This window comes from Undibacterium sp. FW305-107 (assembly GCF_058788535.1).
Genome location: NZ_JBYTAV010000001.1, coordinates 109,568 through 126,072, shown reverse-complemented (window position 1 = coordinate 126,072; position 16,505 = coordinate 109,568). Strand labels below are relative to the sequence as shown.

The following is a 16,505-nucleotide window of genomic DNA, read 5'->3' as shown; positions in this document are numbered from 1 at the left end:
CTGTTCCAGATATTTTAACCATGAAAGTATCGTCGATGCGTTTGTAGTTTTTCAAATCAATCGCAGTTGTGAACAGTGGTTTGAATCTGACGTCCTTGATGAGGAGTGATCTCTCATCGCCTGAAAAACGCCCCAATAAAATGGGGCGTTTTGCATTGATATTTAAAAAAAATTAATGGCAGGGAGTAAGGGTGATGGTTTACGCGCCTGAATATGTTCAGGTTAATGAAAAATTTATTATTCAACTCCAGTTGAAGATCGGCACCCGCGACATCTTGCGCCAGTTGTGATGATCTCCTTCGGTCTTTCCTTTCGATAAAAAGTATCAGCCACTGCAGCTCGTATATTTGACCTCAATATCAGAAATAGAATGATTAATTGATAACTTAATTGTATGATTGAAAGTAGATTCTTTTTTAATCTTTTGAGCAAATCAATTTTCAGCGAAACTTTGATCAAACACGGTTTCGTACATTCATCCTCGGTCATGATGCTGCTGCATCGCTTGCTGTATTTCATGCCCAGAGCTTTGCTGATTAATACGGGGGACATCTATGAGTAGTTTGGATTTGGGGAATTTTCTTAGACTTGAAGCAAGAAAACAATTAGTCAGTGATTCTGAACTGGCCAGACGAGCCAGGATCAGCAGGACCGCGCTATTGAAAATACTGAATGGTGAAGTCCAACAACCAACGGTCAGGACATTGGCCAATCTGGCGTATGCACTTGACCACAATCCACATCATTTGGTCAGTTTATATCTGGCAGGAACATCTTCACCACCAAGAGGGACATGGCGTAGAACCCGGCGAAATGACACCAGTCACTTTGTTAAGGATGTCACTTTCCCTGATGGCGATATCGTTTTAATTGGGCAAAAGTTTCTCAAAATATGGGAAATTGCAAATCGGGGAGAATTGCCCTGGATAGGTCGCAAACTCGTTTGCCAGGATCAAAACTTTATTATTTATAGAAAACTGGGTGATTCTTATGTGCAATTAAGTTATTCATTAGTACCTGAGTATCAGGAAATACCTGTTCCTAACACATTGCCAGGCGATTCTGTGGCACTAGAGGTTGAATTTATTGCTCCCGAAACGCCCGCTTTGGTAGTTTCATACTGGAAAATGGCTGATGAAAATGGTGATCTGTGTTTCCCTGAAATGGAAGGGTTAAGATGCTGTGTAAGTGTCATGGCAGTCTGATCAATTTATTTATTCGCTGGAACATATAATAAAACTTAGCAGCATTTGTAGGCCTGGCCATCAGTGCCATACCCGGAGGCACTGATGACCATTGCATGGTACAGCGGAGACAGCCTGGCGCAATCACACTTAGCCAAGCTTCCAGTCCAGAGTATGTCAATCAATGGCAACGGTCTTCACTATCACATCAGGTAAGGCCCGAAGTAGCCAATGTCATGTGAAATCAGCGTTGCCACAAAAAGCCTTGAGAAACTGCATTGAGCATTTACGTCTTTGGATATCTGGTACCTTAGTAGATACTCCGTGCACTGGAAATGCACGCGGCTATTTGCGCTTGGGTGACTCTCATGACTTTATTCCAGCTTATCCCCGCTTCACCTTATCCCTCTCCTTCACCGAGCGCATCAAGACCTTCCACTTGGACCTTGCCGCAATCCTGTCTAGCGGGGTTTGCTGGTTGCGGCGGGTTTCGCGTAGTAGCTTTTGATAGTTCCTGAGCCTGTCTTCATCGACCACGGCACGCACGGCGCAGCCGGGTTCGCTTTGGTGGCTGCAGTCGCGGAACTGGCATTCTGCGGCCAGGGCGTCGATGTCGGCAAAGCTGGCGCTGAGGGCTTCTTCGTCGAGGTTGAGTTGCAGGGTGCGCAGGCCGGGGGTGTCGATGATGCAGGCACCGCCTGGGCACAGGTGTAGTGAACGTGCGGTGGTGGTGTGCTGGCCACGACCATCACTGGCGCGCACTGCACCGGTATCTTGCGCGCTGCTGGTCAGCGTATTGGTTAGCGTCGATTTGCCAGCGCCGGATGAACCCAGCAAGATCAGCGTCTGGCCCGCCGCCATCCATGGTGCCAGCATGTCTGCGGCCATGCTGCTTTGGCCGTTGACGGCAAACACCGGCACACTGGCGGACAGGCGCTGCTCTACCTCTGCCTGGCGAGCCTGCGCATCTGCATGCACGTCGGCCTTGGTCAGTACTACGACGGGCGCAACTGCGGCGGCATGTACCAGTGCCAGATAACGTTCCAGCCTGCGCAGGTTGAAGTCGCTGTCCAGCCCCATCACCAGCAGGGCAGTATCGATGTTGCTGGCCAGTGCTTGTCGCCGCCCTTCATTATTGCGTCGTGCCAGATGCGTCATGGGCTGTATGCGGGCGATGAAGTGGTAGCCACTGGCGGCATCGCCGCTGATGTTGCTGAGCAAGCCCCAGTCGCCAACGGCCAGGCTGTCATCGTCTGCTGCCAGTTCATGCAAGAGGCGCGGCAGGGCGCGGGCTTGCATGGTGTTCATGCCATTGTGGGCGACCAGGCTGTCGCGGTGTACTTCAGTAATGCGCACCATTTGCAACGTGGCATTGTCGGGATGGGCGGCGTCAGCATAATCTGCTGCCAGTGCATGCAGCTGGTTGGCGATAGTAGGTGTCAGGCCGATCAGGCGCAGGGATGCGAAATCAAAATTGATCATGATAAGTGTGTGTCCAGATTCAGGCGTGCATCGCTTTTTGGATGCACTAAACCATCCCGCAGGCACAGCAAAAAACTGGGCGTGCAGGAACGAAAAAAAGAAAATGGAAGTCGGCGCGCAATCAGGCGCGCATCAATACACTAGCGATGAAATTTTAAGACGCCAGAAAATGATGTAGGCAGCGATGTGTGCAGATCAGGCAGCCGACAAGAGGGCAATATCCGTGGTTCTCATGATGTTGTCTCCTGTGGTAGTTGATGGAAGTCGTAGTGTGCCAGCAGTGAGCGATGGCGTCAACAGGAAAAACTGCCTGCTGGCCTGCATGCGGCCAAGCCACGCCAGGCGCCGACCTCAGTGTACCCGCTCAGGAAGAAATAATATCAGTTACATCGATGTGACCAATGCCTGTGAGTTTGACCAGGACGTCACCGTAACCAACGTAATTACCAATATTGCTTTTATGCTGATAAAGATAGACGCCAGCCGCTTCGCCGCTATCTACGGCGATGATATATGCTTGTCCGGCTGCCCATAATAATGCTTGCTTTGACGCGATAGCGCCATCGATAATATTTTTTGGCAGGCTGTCGAAGTCAGAAGTAGTGATCGCGAAATAGCCAAGTGTTGTCGCCGCCAATCCTGTGATGAACTTGTCTGTACCAGTAGCATTGAAATTGCTGATCGTCGTCAGCGTATTTTTGATGTTGCTGAATGAATTAGTTTTTATATTTAACAGATCGTTCCCATCACCGGTCGTAGCAAGCAGTAAATTTGTTGCGCTAAAGCCACTGGTACTAAAATTGAATGTTCCTGATTTGCCTTCTGCTTCGACTATGTCTACTATGCCGCTGACACCTAGGACGTTGACGGAGGCTCCCGGCACATTGACATTCACCCTGGTAGAAGAACTGCTTGCCGACGCGCCCAGTGATAGCATGCCCGTGCCATCCAGGTTAATGATGACAGGGCCAGTGCTAAGAGCTGCTGCAGTAGGCAAGAAAGTGGAATACTGAGAATTATGAGGTCCTGTCATGCTGACATTGACAGCACCTGTTGCTGCGTCATTATAGATATAAGACCCCGCCCGCATTCCCAGGCCAGTGATGGTATAAGAGCCTGCGCCACCAAGTTTGAGCATGGAAGTCATATTGCTGACATCGACAGTGGCTGCCCCATTACTCACTATTGAATGCAGTCCGTCATTATTGTCTCTGAGCTTAAGCGTGCCACCTTTATCCGTCAGGCGGATATCACGAAACTGGCTATTCTCTATGAAGAACTTGCCATTACCACCTAAAGTCAGGCTGGATGCCTTGACAGAAGTGATGTTGACCTGTTGGCCATTGTTCACCGTCAGCGCACTATCATTGGTGCCGTACATATTGATAGCTATGGCGCGCGAAGGCGAGAGCGTCAGTCCGCTTTCGTCACCCCGCAAAATGATACTGTTGATACCCAGCATATTGGCTGTGCCGACAGTCGCAGCGCCACTATCTGTAATTTCCAGTATATGTTCACCAGCTGTCGCATTGATGAAATTAAGGGTCGCGGTCGTCAGGTTGGCATTTGTTGTTCTGATATAGGCGCGCCCCTGTTCTGCTGCCTGAATCACGCTCTGATTAGCCCCACCCAATGTAACCGATGAACTGCCGGTAATATTATTGAGTTGCACGGTCTGGCCGGCCAGATTGCCCAGTACGATATTGTCGCCGCCGTTAAGCTTATTGGCGTTGATGTATTTGAAGCTGTTCATGAAATCTGCGCTAGCAAAACTCGTGTCCGAACCCGCTTGCAAGTTCAGGGTTTGTACACCCGTGACGGTGGTTGATGCATGGCTGACTGGTGAAAAATAGGTATTCACATTCAATGCAACATTGCCCCCACCACCGGTCAGGCCGGTATTGGGTTTGAGTAGCTGAGCATCATCTGCAGAGAAGCTGAAGTCAGCATTCTTGCCTGTATTATTCTGACCAGGAATTACTTGAACTATCGTGGTATTGGCGAGTCTGTCGCTACCGAAGGGGGCACTTAAAATTATCTTTTCTATCGCTATGCCCAGGTTGTTAACTGCATCGGTGCCACTTGCATTATCAACCACGGGTGCCAGCCAGTTCTTGGCCAGGTTAAATACAGTGCCACCCATGTTATAGGCATAGCTTGCCGCTGCATCCTTTGCCAGTTTTTGAGTGAAGGCAATTGACGCCGCATTCTTGGCCTGTACTGCCACATAATCTGCCCCGGTAGCACCACTCAAAATCGCAATCGCTGCCGCACCTATGCTGACCTTGCCGGATTTGATCTGGGTGCTCCAATAAGCCAGACCCTCTGCGTCAGCTTTGTGGTTGAACAGATTGTTATACAGGGCATTGATGGTTTGTTCAGTCGTGAACCCGGCAAAGGCACTGGCATATTCCTTTTGTTCAGAAAAGCTTTGTGCGATCTGCAGCAGGCTCAGCTTCGCATCCTTCCAGTAAGCCAGGCCCGCTTTGTCGGCAGGGCGGTTGAAATAAGCAATGTACAGATTCTGGATGTCGACTTCAGTGGCCATGTAAAAAAACCTTGATGCAGAGTGAGGTGCATGGCATAGACATGCCAAAAGAGTCGGCATCATCGCAAAAAACAGGGCGAATGTATACATGCAGGCACCTTTGTCCTGATGAGACATGCTGCGCAGGATGCAGCAAGAGAGGGCTACCTGACACCTGCTGCCGCAAGTGTCGGTTCACCTATATCAGATTCGCTTCAAGTTCTACTTCAAGTCCTGTTCACCGATACCCCGCCATCCACCAGCATGGAGGAACCCGTCATGAATGAAGACGCATCCGATGCCAAAAACAATGCAGCCTGGGCGATTTCTTCTGGCTGCGCCAGACGCTTCAAGGCATGCAGACTGGCGACATGGGCCATTGCTTCTGCTGTGTGGTTCATTTCATGCGCCATCGGCGTCTCTGTACCGCCAGGCAAGATCGCATTCACGCGTATGCCCTGCGCACCAAATTCTGTCGCCAGTGCCTGTGTCAATCCATTCAGCCCGGCCTTGCTGGCGGCATAGGCAGCAACGCCAGGGAAGCCAACAGTATGGCCGACAAAGGTGGATGTAAAAATCAGGCTGCCACCACCACGTTTCAGCATGGCTGGGACTTGATATTTGGCACCAAAAAATGCACTGTTCAGATTGATGTCCAGCGTATCTTGCCAGCCTGCCGCAGACACTTGCGGCGTCGCCCCCATTTCACCCATGGTGCCTGCATTATTGAATGCAATGTCCAGGCCACCAAATTCACTGACGGCAAAATCAACCAGGGTTTGCGCGTACTGCTCGTGGCGGACATCGCCTGCAATACCAACGGCACGGCCACCTGCCTGCTGTATCTGTGCCACCAGGCTGTCAAGCCCAGCCTGTCGGCGCGCACCTGCGATCACTGTTGCTCCCGCGCTGGCAAACAGCAAGGCGGCTGCCCGGCCTATGCCGGAACTGGCACCGGTGATGATGGCGACTTTATTGTTCAAGACTTTCATACTGTTTTCTCTTTGCTTCTAGTTGGTAAGAGATTGCAGTATTGGTTTTGGAGGGCGCTATGTCTCGCCAGAAACGGACGAGGGATTTAAAAAGGACTATGCATGTAGGAAATCGCCGACCTGATTTTGAGAAAGACGCCATTTAATTTGCCGTGCCGGATTGCTATCCTTCATTCATTACAGATGCGTAAAAATGCATAGAATGCGCGCAAATTTTCTCAAGAACAACTTATTGTCAGGAGCAATCCATGGCTGGATTTACACCGGAATTTATTTCTCAATTTAACTTGCGCAGGCAGTTCGCAAGACCTGGCCTGGCAATGTTGTTCTTGAGTTGTATGGCAGCAGCATCTGCGGCTGATACCACTGTGTCTCCCGCGCTGGATCGTGCCAGCGTATCAATCGGCGCATTTAATGCCGACACCAGTTTTCAACTGGGTGTCAATACCCCCTCGGGCCGGTATGAGACGCCGTCTTATGATGGCGAGAGAATTATCATACCCAGAGTGAAGGCAGATTTTTTGCTTGGTCACAGCCAGGGTATTTCCCTTGACTATTACCGCTACGATAAATCCTACTCATCCAACCTGGACGGTAGCACTACCCTGAATGGCCAGCCCCTGAGTGGCACTGCCGCACTTGCCGCCAAAGCGCGTTTGGAAATTGGTCAGGTGGCTTATAAATGGTGGATAGGTCAGGGCGCAGATGTCGTGGGCTTGGGGCTGGGCGCAGCCTATTACCGGGCAAGGGTAGGCGGTACAGTGAGTGGCACAGTGGCTGGCGTAAACAGCAATGGCGCAGATACGTTTGAGCGCAGCACGTTTGCCCCCTTGATTGAACTTGGCTGGCGCCATGCATTTTCACCAGCGGTGCGGATGTTTACAGAAGCTTCAGGCATCAAAAAAAATGGCGGCAGTATCAACGGGCATATCTACACGGCGACGATAGGCGCAGAGTGGTTCCCGGTTGAGAATATCGGTATCGTGGCGGACTACGGCATATCCAAAATCGACCTCACACGCGACCTTGGCCGCGAAGACAGCGCACAATTGAATCTGCGTCTGACAGGGCCTTCTGTTTATTTGAAAGCGCGGTTTTAAAAAGTATGGGCTTGTTGGTAGCCTGTTGGCAGAAATCGAATTTTCGTACTGTAGGGTGCGTTATAACGCACCGCATGAGACCTAAAAATGATGCGAATGATCAGCTGGTTGAGAGATTTAATGAAAAATAGTTCCTTAGGGTAGTTGATCGCCCAAGCGGTGCGTTGCAACGCACCCTACTTTTTTAAGCGGAGGGCAGAGTGCCAGGCATTGTTTCTTTTAAGGAGGCGAAGATGGCAGACCCTGTCCCTGAGCCGTCATGCACCGTATGCAGGCGTGGTGTACGGGGCAATGCCAGCCCTACATCACAGCCATGATCTGGCGATATTTGTTGATGCATCTTATTTTCCCAGCAAGAAATTGGATGTGGTCTGGCTGCCAAGCTGAACCGGCGCTTCGGTTTCGTCCTTCAAGGCCACCCCCGTCAGTCCACGCTTGCGCGCTTCAGTCAGCAGGTAATGCAATTTATAGGCAGCCTCATCATAGCTTAGACCATCCGGGCGGATGTTGGAGATGCAGTTGCGGGCAGCATCTGTTAAACCTGGCTGTGGTGCCCAGGTCAGGTAGGCACCCATGCTGTCAGGCGAACTCAGGCCAGGTCTTTCACCTATCAGTACCAGCACGGCGCGGGCGTTGAGTAGCGCGCCTGTTTCATCACCGATGGCAACCCTGGCCTGGGTGGCGATGATGATGGGTGTCATGCTCCAGTTTTCAGGCGTGAGTCTGGCCTGCAAGCTTGCCATGAAGGGTAAGGCATTTTGTGCGACGGCAGGGGCTGACAAACCATCTGCAATGACGATGGCGAGGTCAGTTGGTGGTGATGACAATTGCCCCAGATGCTGACGCGATTCCTCATTCAATCTGCGACCTAGGTCGGGTCGCTGCAAATAAATATTGCGGTCGAGCGCGGCGCTGTTGACGTGCAGGCTCTCGTACCCAGCCTGTTGCAAGGCCTGCGCCAGCGCGTTCACATCCAGCGCCTGATGCACGGCGTCGCGGGCACGCGCATGGGCGAGCTGGAAAGCCAGTTGCGCACCGGTAGGCACACTGACACCGGCACGGCCCAGGGCGATGCGCGCCTGGGTGAACTGACGCAGGGCTTGCCAGGGGTTGGCATGGACGGGGGGCTTGTTTGTGCTCATCTCTTTATTGAATTATTTCAAACGTCGCAAGGCAGTTTCAAAACCACGAGGCAGGGCATCGTGCAAATGCAGTTGCTCATCGTGCTTGTATATTTCCATCTGCTTGAGCCAGGCTTCAAACTCAGGTGCTGCTCGCAAGCCGAGTACGCGCCGCAGATACAGTGCGTCATGGAAAGACGTGCTCTGGTAATTGAGCATAATGTCGTCTGAACCCGGCACGCCCATGATGAAATTGCAGCCTGCTGTCGCCAGTGAAGTCAGCAGAATATCCATGTCATCCTGGTCAGCCTCGGCATGGTTGGTATAGCAGACATCGCAACCCATGGGCAGGCCCAGCAGCTTGGCGCAGAAATGGTCTTCCAGTCCTGCGCGTATGATTTGCTTGCCATCGTACAGATATTCAGGCCCGATGAAACCAACCACAGAATTCACCAGCAGTGGCTGGAATTTGCGTGCCACGGCATAGGCACGTGCCTCGCAGGTTTGCTGGTCCATGCCATGGTGCGCATTGGCTGAGAGGGCGCTACCCTGGCCGGTTTCAAAGTACATGACATTCTGGCCCACCGAGCCGCGGCCCAGCGACAGCGCGGCATTGCGTGCTTCTGCCAGCAAGGCCAGGTTGATGCCAAAACTGCTGTTGGCCGCCTCGGTGCCCGCTATCGACTGGAACACCAGGTCCACCGGCGCACCACGCTCGATTGCCGCCATGGTATTGGTCACATGCGTGAGTACACAAGACTGGGTAGGTATCGCATATTGTTCTATGATGGCAGCCAGCATGTGCAGCAGTTTGATCACTTGCGGCACGTTGTCGCTGGCGGGGTTGATGCCTATCACTGCGTCACCACTGCCATACAATAAGCCATCGAGTATGCTGGCGGCGATGCCGGTGGTATCGTCAGTAGGGTGATTAGGTTGCAGGCGCGTGGCGATGCGGTTTTCCAGGCCAATGGTATTGCGGAATGCGGTGACAACGCGGCATTTTTTAGCCACCAAAATCAAATCCTGTACCCGCATGAGCTTGCTGACAGCGGCTGCCATTTCGGGCGTGATGCCGGGTGCCAGTGCGCTTAGCGTCGCAGTATCTGCCGCATCCGACAACAGCCAGTTACGAAAATCCCCCACGCTTAAATGGCTGATGGTGGCGAAGGTGGCGGCATCGTGTTCATCAATGATGAGGCGGGTCACCTCATCGCTTTCGTAAGGCACCAGTGCTTCATTGAGGAATATTTTCAGCGGCAAATCAGCCAGGCACATTTGCGCCACCACGCGTTCCTCTGCTGAGTTTGCGGCAACACCTGCCAGCAAGTCGCCAGAACGCAGCGGCGTGGCCTTGGCCAGCAAGTCCTTGAGGTCGCGAAACTGGTAAGTGCGCGTGCCGACGATGTGGGTAAATTGTGCTGCCTTCATGCTCATCTTGCTGCGGTTTCTGTCGTCATGGGATTGCTGTCTTCTTCATCCTGCGTAGTCGCAACACGTTTGCCAACAGTCATGACATGGTAAATATAAGCCAGCCCCAGGAAGAGGCAAAAAATCCCGAATATCAAAGCATTATAATAAATCATGGTTGCCATGCAGATGCAGGCACTGATCAGTGCAAACGCTGGTGAATAAGGATAAAACGGCGCACGGAAAGGCCGTACCGTATCAGGCTCGCTGCGGCGCAGTTTGAACAAGGCCAGCATGCTGACGATATACATCAACAGCGCGCCAAATACACTCATGGTGAGGATATTCGCTGTCAGGCTCTGGCCGCCTACCTTGATCAGTTCATCGCTATAAATCGCAGCGATGCCAATGGCACCACCCGCCAGAATTGCGCGGTGTGGCGTCTTGAAACGCGGATGGATTTTGGCAAAAAAATGCGGCAGATAATTCTCGCGCGCCAGCGCAAAAATCTGCCGTGAATAACCAAGTATGATGCCGTGGAAAGACGCAATCAAACCAAACAGGCCCAGCCACACCAGCATGTGCAGCCAGTTGCTGTTATTGCCGACCACCAGCTTCATCGCCTGCGGCAAGGGATCATTGATATTTGATAATTTGGTCCAGTCACCGACGCCGCCGGCAAACACCATGACACCTATCGCCAGCACCACCAGGGTGATGATGCCACCTATGTAGGCGATGGGGATGGAACGTTGCGGGTTGCGCGATTCTTCTGCCGCCATTGCCACACCCTCTATCGCCAGAAAGAACCAGATCGCAAACGGGATGGCTGCAAACATGCCTGGTAGTGAGGCGATACTGAAATGATCCTGCCCGGCCCAGCCACCTTTGGTGAAATTGCTCATGCTAAACCCCGGCGACACCACGCCCATGAACACCAGCAATTCAAATATCGCCAGCAAGGTAACTGCCAGCTCAAAATTGGCGGCGATCTGTATGCCCAGGATATTCAGCGTCATGAACACCAGATAAGCCCCCACCGCCGCCGTCTTGGGATTGATTTCAGGAAATTGCACATTCAGGTAAGCACCTATCGCCAGCGCAATGGCCGGCGGTGCAAACACAAATTCGATGAGGGTAGCCGCCCCGGCAAAGAAACCACCCAGAGGGCCAAAGGCGCGCCTGCTATAGGCAAACGGCCCGCCCGCATGCGGTATGGCCGTGGTCAGTTCAGTGAAGCTGAAGATAAAGCTGGTGTACATCGCCGCAATGAACAGCGCTGTGACAGTGAAACCCAAAGTCCCTGCAGAAGCCCAGCCATAACTCCAGCCAAAATATTCGCCCGAGATGACCAGCCCCACCGCAATACCCCACAACTGCAAACTACCCAGCGTAGGTTTCAACTGCGCAGTCGTGCTTGACGTGGCCTGATCAGGTGTCATGGTTAGCCTCACTGTGGGGGTAGGGGTGAGTCAAGTATCCATGATTCGGGGAGTTATCACAAGTGCCAGAGTTGGGTTGGAGGGGCATCGTAGGTTGGGCTGATGAAACGTAGCCTAGCGAGGCCCGGCCCAACCTACGATAATTTTTTCTTCCGCCTTTGATACAAAGTCTCAATCAAACCCATCGTCCAGCACATGGGACACCCACGCATCAACAAAAATGCACCAATGAGTGCCAACCCTGACCATATCATGCCAAAAGGTTCGAGAAGGAAAGCGGCAATCACCAAACCCAACGCACCAATACCGCGCAGCAAATGCACCGTCACGGACGTACTACAAAACATGATTGCCTCCGTCACGCTCAACAACTCCGGCAAATCCCGCATCCTCAGGCGCACCGTCCTTGAGCCAGTAACCACTGTTGAGCAGTTGCTCGCGGACCTGTGCACGGGCGCGGTGCAAACGGCTTTTGACGGCTTCCAGGCTCAGGCCCAGCTGTGCTGCAACTTCGGGGGCGGTCAGTTCATGCACGTCGCGCAATATCAGCACTTCACGGTAAGGTGGTGACAGGCGTTCCATGGCGCGCACCAGATCCAGCCGCAGATCGGTTGGTACTGTGGCAGCAGTGGGCATGTCGTTTTCGCTGAGTTCATCAAGAGCATCATGGTATTTCTTGACGCGGAACAGACGAAAGCATTCACGTTCAACGATGCGGAACATCCAGGTGGCAAAGGTGGCAGCACAACGCAGCGCACCTACCTTGCGGTACAGCGACCACAAGGCCATTTGCACTGCGTCTTCGGCATCCTCGGCATTTGAGCAGGTTCGGCGGGCAAAGCGTTTGAGGTCTGGCTGACAGACCGTCAGCAGCTCGGCAATGGCAGCGCCGTCACCTTGCCGGGCAGCTTCAATTAATTGAGGGCGGGACAGGTTCATCTCAGTTATCCAGATATTTGCGCCCCACCATGGCGCAGGCGGGGCAAAAGCCGACGAAGGCTGTCATGAGCATGGTGACAGCACTGGCAATGATGGCCCAGTTCAGCATGCCGCCAACTTTACCACTGTATGCCAGCCAGAACAGCAGCAGGCCACTGACGATGCGCAGGGCGCGTTCCCACAGGGGAAGATTGCGTTTGAAATGGAACATGGTGAACTCCTGGTCGTGAATGATACTAAGCAAGAGTGTCCGCCCACGCAAAAGGATTCAGCTATTTTGAAATAAATCAGTTCAAACCTAAAATATCCCCCACTGCCTGTTGCAATTGTTCTACCAACTCGGCATCCATGTATTTGTATTCATCGGGTATATCCAGCACATGCACAGGCTTGTGTCCTATCAGGTTGCGGTAACTGGCCATGAGGCGTGACTTGTGTTTCTCTTCCATGACAAAAATGACTTCTGCCCATTCTATGTCAGCAGTAGAGACAGGGTGGCGGGCATTGGGGCTGGTGCCACCAGAGCGGGCGCGCACCATGGGGTGCTTGCGCCAGACTTGCTCAGCAGTCGGGCTGCGCCACTGATTGCGGCTGCAGACGAAGAGGGCGTTGATGGGGGTATTGGACATGATAACCTGCTTCAATGTTAATGTTGGGCAGAGCTGGAAAACACATTCATCACAATGACGCCTGCAATGATCAATGCCATCCCTATGAAGGCTGGCATGTCCAGCTTTTGCCCAAACATGAACCAGCCTACGGCAGTAATCAGCACGATACCCACACCCGACCATACAGCATAAGCGATACCTACTGGTATTACCTTCAGCGTCAGCGACAAAAAGTAAAAAGCCAGCGCATATCCCGCAACCACCAGCACCGAAGGTGCAAGCCGCGAGAAACCTTCGCTGGATTTGAGCGCGGATGTGGCGATGGTTTCTGAAACGATGGCGATAGCCAGGAAGAGCCAGTTTTTCATGATAGGTGTCCTTGGTGAGAGGACATTATGCATGCTGGGGGACGGGCTGAACAGTCTTGTCAGATCGACGAATGTTTGAGCAAATTTAGAATTTTAAGAAGATATTTGCAAGCTGCCAGATCAAAATATGCAGAAAGAAACGCAAGGTGAAAAAAAACAATTCCCTTAAAGGTGGCGCTTGATAGTGCGTTAAAAGAATGACTAATCTCGTAGTTCACACATGATTTGCATATACAGATTAATGCATGTGATTTTCTTCAAACCAGCCGTGTCAACGCACATCATTCTAGCGCCAATTTGTTCAATTACTGCTAATGCATTCTCCCGGCCTGCCTAAAAAAATCAATGCCTGTCCGGCCCCTTTTTTTTCTTCCTGCATCCGTGCAAGCAGGGAGGTATCAATTTCTCCAGGTTCTGTTTGGCGCATGCAGATATCTCTCAGATAAGGAAGAATCTCGGTTTCACGCTCACGGATTATTTTGTTCGATGCAGACCGAATTTCAGTTGTAAATCCTGAACATCTCGCATTATCAATGTTGAAGCCAGGTGCAAGATATATGACAACATCACCCGTGCTTTTGATATTGATGGGGTTGTTTCTGGCGCCGATTTCTTCTATGCGTTTTTTGATGGCATCACTTACGAGCCGTGGTTCAAAGCATGGGTCTGATTTCGCAGATACTTTATCGGATGCGCAAGAAACCAGAACCAGACAGGATGGAATAAGTAATAGAGCTTTCAAAACTTTCTTCATGTTATCTCCAGTAGTGGAACATCGGGCAGCGGTGACTAACTTCATGCTTATCAAGTTTGAACCCATTAGGAGTTTGAAGACATGGGGAAGATAGGGGCCGTACAGTTGCAAAAATAGATATCAAGATATTGCAGCATGAGAATAGTCACTAATTGTTAATTTCATTACATTAATCATTGAATAACATTGTAATTATGCGTAATATTTATTGCAATATATTTGTTAGGCCGGGCTCCGGGATTGATCTGTCTTGTAACTATGGTTAGTCATTTGTTATTCGTAAGGTATTTTCACAACGCCGGAGGGTTTATGAGTACTAATGCGTCTAAATGTTTGATGGCAACAGTTTTCGTGATTTCTGGATGCAGCACATTTCCCAATCAGATTGCCGGGCCTACAATTAATCCACCTCAAAACAACAGCGAGCTAAAAGCAGATTACAAGCTCAACGATAAATCAATTATTGCCGGTGAAACCAGCGACTGGGCAACAGGAATTCTCCCGGTTGAAACAACTCCTAAAGGCATTAAATCTCAAATAATGGCACTCCGTGGAGCTTATCGTGAAAGAAATAAAAAGCTATTAAATGAAGTGGATGGTCTTAACATGTCGCAGTTGGCCGGCATCGTGATTTCTGCAATCGGTGTGGGGATAGGAGATGTCACTACGCGTAATGCTGGCGCGGGAATAGCAGGTTTGTCTTCCTTCTGGTCAGATCACTTCCAGACGATGAAGCAGGCAATCAATTATAAAACTGCGGCTGATGCACTAGATTGTGTTTACCGCGACTTTGATGCGATACCTCAAGATTTATTACAGCAGGCATATAGCAGCAACGGCATGTTTATATTTTCCAAAGATGAATTCGCCAAGAACACGGAAACGGATAAAGCGGTCGCAGAGGGCTACGAAACTTTGTCGAATTTGTACATCAAACTCAATGATACGGTTTATGCAATCGACCAGAAATTAAGGTCGCTACAGGCCAGTGTCACCATTGCCAAAGTGGACGTGTCTGACATACAGGCAGCTGTTACCAATAAGAGCAAAGCTCAGGCAACGGCAGATGGGGCAACGAAAAAAATATCTTCTGAATTGAAACCGGCGCTTCTTGAAAACGCAGGCAAAGCTGGTCGTGCCGCATCTGTTGCCGAAGCGGCGCGCCAGAGATCGACACAGGCTGAAGGCTATAAGCAAAAGATGTCGAGCCAGATCCCTGAGCAACAAAACATCGTTGAAAACCTGAAACTAAAAAGGAATGAATTGACACAGTCGAGATTGTCCAGCGTCAATTCTGCTCAGGAATCACTGCAGGGAACAAGAAACAGAGAGATCGCCAGAGATGCTCAGACAATTGCTGAGGAAAATAAATTAATTGCCAGCTTCGAAAAGGAAAGCAGAAAATTGGCAAATTACGTTGAGCTTCAGAAAAAAGCTGAAGACGACGCAACTGACGCCAGGGGAAAGTTGTTTCAAGCCGAAGCCGATACAAAATCGATTCAAGAAGAGAGGAATAAGCTTGAGTTGCTTGCCTCGTTATTAAAATCGGGCTTCTTTGATAAAACCCTGTTATTACCTGCAAATGCGTCAACTTGTTTGACAGCGATGGGTAAATGACCTGCCGCATCAATCACTGTTTTAATCGACATAACAGTACTTTTTTTCCCGACAAAACTTAGCCATGAGATTCTTATGCCAAATCTAGCCGATGAAGTTCCAATTCCACCAAAGGATCAGATGAACCGCAATCTCTCGTCAGCGACCGAAGGGAGTATGCTAAAAATCTTGGGGATCCCAGGAAAATTGAGTAAATCTTGTTCTGATCCAAGTGGTGAATTTTTGAAGAGAGTAAAGTATAAAGTTGACGTTGGCCCATTTAAGGTAAGTGGGCTTGACCATGCTGTAGAAACACTGGCGCAAATATTTTCGGAAGTGAAACGAGATTTGCCGCAAGTCTACGCTGAAGTGAAAACCGACGGACTTCTTTGTGTTCGACACCGAAGAGGAAATCCTTCAAAGTTTTCAAATCATAGCTGGGGTGCAAGTATTGATTTATATTTTGGTGATGCAGCGATTGACCAGGGAGTGCCTAAAACTCAGCGTGGAATACTTCTTCTGGCTCCATATTTTGAGAAATATGGCTGGTACTGGGGGGCTGAATTTTCTGGAGACTCTGTTGACAGCATGCATTTCGAGCTTGCGGAAGAAACGATCATGACTTTGCCAAAATATGCCTGAATGTAATTTACCGTCACTGCATAGTGTTCAAATTCATTAGAACTCATCTCTGCCAGAACGCATTTCATAAATAGGATGAGTTCTAATGAAATGAGTTCTGGTAATACAATGCTGTGATATGTAAAACCATGTATGTTTGCTTATGTTGTTGATAGTTGCAACTTGTTGAGCTTGACCTCAGCAGGCTGCTGATAATGCGCGGGGCGCGTTCCCAATGGGGCAGATTGCGTTTGAAATGAAACATGGTGAACTCCTCTTTGTAATTAATGAATGACACTGACCAGAAGTGTTCAGACGCTTAAAAGGATTCAGGTTTTTTCAAAATAATTGAAAATAG

Annotated in this window: 16 protein-coding genes; 4 read left to right on the top strand and 12 right to left on the bottom strand. The window is 50.5% G+C overall.

The genetic code is table 11. The annotated features are described in order from the left end of the window. The first annotated feature begins 554 nt into the window (after positions 1-554). Positions 555-1,205 (top strand): NBR1-Ig-like domain-containing protein, encoded by a 651-nt coding sequence (locus AC3WQT_RS00580; RefSeq protein ID WP_492701215.1) that lies wholly within the window; start codon positions 555-557, stop codon positions 1,203-1,205. Positions 1,206-1,568: 363 nt separating this feature from the next. On the opposite strand, the gene rsgA is transcribed toward AC3WQT_RS00580, so the two are convergent. The 3 genes from rsgA to AC3WQT_RS00565 all read right to left on the bottom strand — a co-directional run bounded on the left by rsgA (position 1,569) and on the right by AC3WQT_RS00565 (position 6,185). After that, a complete protein-coding gene (gene rsgA / locus AC3WQT_RS00575) occupies positions 1,569-2,666 on the bottom strand; it encodes a ribosome small subunit-dependent GTPase A (RefSeq protein ID WP_492701213.1) in 1,098 nt (365 codons plus the stop codon). Positions 2,667-3,030: 364 nt separating this feature from the next. Further along, positions 3,031-5,214 (bottom strand): DUF4214 domain-containing protein, encoded by a 2,184-nt coding sequence (locus tag AC3WQT_RS00570; RefSeq protein WP_492701211.1) that lies wholly within the window; start codon positions 5,212-5,214, stop codon positions 3,031-3,033. Positions 5,215-5,420: 206 nt separating this feature from the next. Further along, positions 5,421-6,185, bottom strand: coding sequence for an SDR family oxidoreductase (locus AC3WQT_RS00565; protein ID WP_492701209.1), 765 nt, complete (start codon positions 6,183-6,185; stop codon positions 5,421-5,423). Positions 6,186-6,433: 248 nt separating this feature from the next. Between AC3WQT_RS00565 and AC3WQT_RS00560 the strand changes: the two genes are divergently transcribed. Continuing rightward, positions 6,434-7,285 (top strand): hypothetical protein, encoded by an 852-nt coding sequence (locus tag AC3WQT_RS00560; protein ID WP_492701207.1) that lies wholly within the window; start codon positions 6,434-6,436, stop codon positions 7,283-7,285. A gap of 184 nt (positions 7,286-7,469) precedes the next feature. Here AC3WQT_RS00560 and AC3WQT_RS00555 read toward each other — a convergent pair whose 3' ends face one another. From AC3WQT_RS00555 to AC3WQT_RS00515, 9 genes are all read right to left on the bottom strand, one after another. Continuing rightward, a complete protein-coding gene (locus tag AC3WQT_RS00555) occupies positions 7,470-7,625 on the bottom strand; it encodes a hypothetical protein (RefSeq protein ID WP_492701205.1) in 156 nt (51 codons plus the stop codon). 1 nt (position 7,626) lies between these two features. Continuing rightward, positions 7,627-8,427 carry an ethanolamine ammonia-lyase subunit EutC gene (gene eutC, locus AC3WQT_RS00550; RefSeq protein ID WP_492701203.1) on the bottom strand — a complete coding sequence of 267 codons (801 nt, stop codon included), beginning with the start codon at positions 8,425-8,427 and terminating at the stop codon, positions 7,627-7,629. A gap of 12 nt (positions 8,428-8,439) precedes the next feature. Further along, entirely contained in the window at positions 8,440-9,837 is a 1,398-nt protein-coding gene (locus AC3WQT_RS00545) for an ethanolamine ammonia-lyase subunit EutB (RefSeq protein ID WP_492701201.1), read from the bottom strand. Between the two features lie 2 nt (positions 9,838-9,839). Further along, positions 9,840-11,258: an ethanolamine permease gene (eat, locus tag AC3WQT_RS00540; protein ID WP_492701199.1), complete on the bottom strand. Its 1,419-nt coding sequence runs from the start codon at positions 11,256-11,258 to the stop codon at positions 9,840-9,842. 336 nt (positions 11,259-11,594) lie between these two features. Next, the gene (locus AC3WQT_RS00535; protein WP_492701197.1) at positions 11,595-12,197 is read right to left on the bottom strand and encodes an RNA polymerase sigma factor; all 603 of its coding nucleotides are present in this window, start codon (positions 12,195-12,197) and stop codon (positions 11,595-11,597) included. A 1-nt stretch (position 12,198) separates the two neighbouring features. Then, positions 12,199-12,408 carry a YgaP family membrane protein gene (locus AC3WQT_RS00530; protein ID WP_492701195.1) on the bottom strand — a complete coding sequence of 70 codons (210 nt, stop codon included), beginning with the start codon at positions 12,406-12,408 and terminating at the stop codon, positions 12,199-12,201. 76 nt (positions 12,409-12,484) lie between these two features. Continuing rightward, positions 12,485-12,826: a low molecular weight protein tyrosine phosphatase family protein gene (locus AC3WQT_RS00525; RefSeq protein WP_492701193.1), complete on the bottom strand. Its 342-nt coding sequence runs from the start codon at positions 12,824-12,826 to the stop codon at positions 12,485-12,487. A 17-nt stretch (positions 12,827-12,843) separates the two neighbouring features. Continuing rightward, positions 12,844-13,176, bottom strand: a complete 333-nt coding sequence (locus AC3WQT_RS00520) for a DMT family transporter (protein ID WP_492701191.1) — start codon at positions 13,174-13,176, stop codon at positions 12,844-12,846. A gap of 301 nt (positions 13,177-13,477) precedes the next feature. Then, a complete protein-coding gene (locus tag AC3WQT_RS00515) occupies positions 13,478-13,930 on the bottom strand; it encodes a hypothetical protein (protein ID WP_492701189.1) in 453 nt (150 codons plus the stop codon). A gap of 309 nt (positions 13,931-14,239) precedes the next feature. Between AC3WQT_RS00515 and AC3WQT_RS00510 the strand changes: the two genes are divergently transcribed. Both AC3WQT_RS00510 and AC3WQT_RS00505 read left to right on the top strand, forming a co-directional pair. Further along, complete coding sequence (locus AC3WQT_RS00510; protein ID WP_492701187.1) at positions 14,240-15,547, top strand: hypothetical protein; 1,308 nt, start codon at positions 14,240-14,242, stop codon at positions 15,545-15,547. A 75-nt stretch (positions 15,548-15,622) separates the two neighbouring features. Continuing rightward, complete coding sequence (locus AC3WQT_RS00505; protein ID WP_492701185.1) at positions 15,623-16,168, top strand: M15 family metallopeptidase; 546 nt, start codon at positions 15,623-15,625, stop codon at positions 16,166-16,168. Positions 16,169-16,505 lie beyond the last annotated feature (337 nt).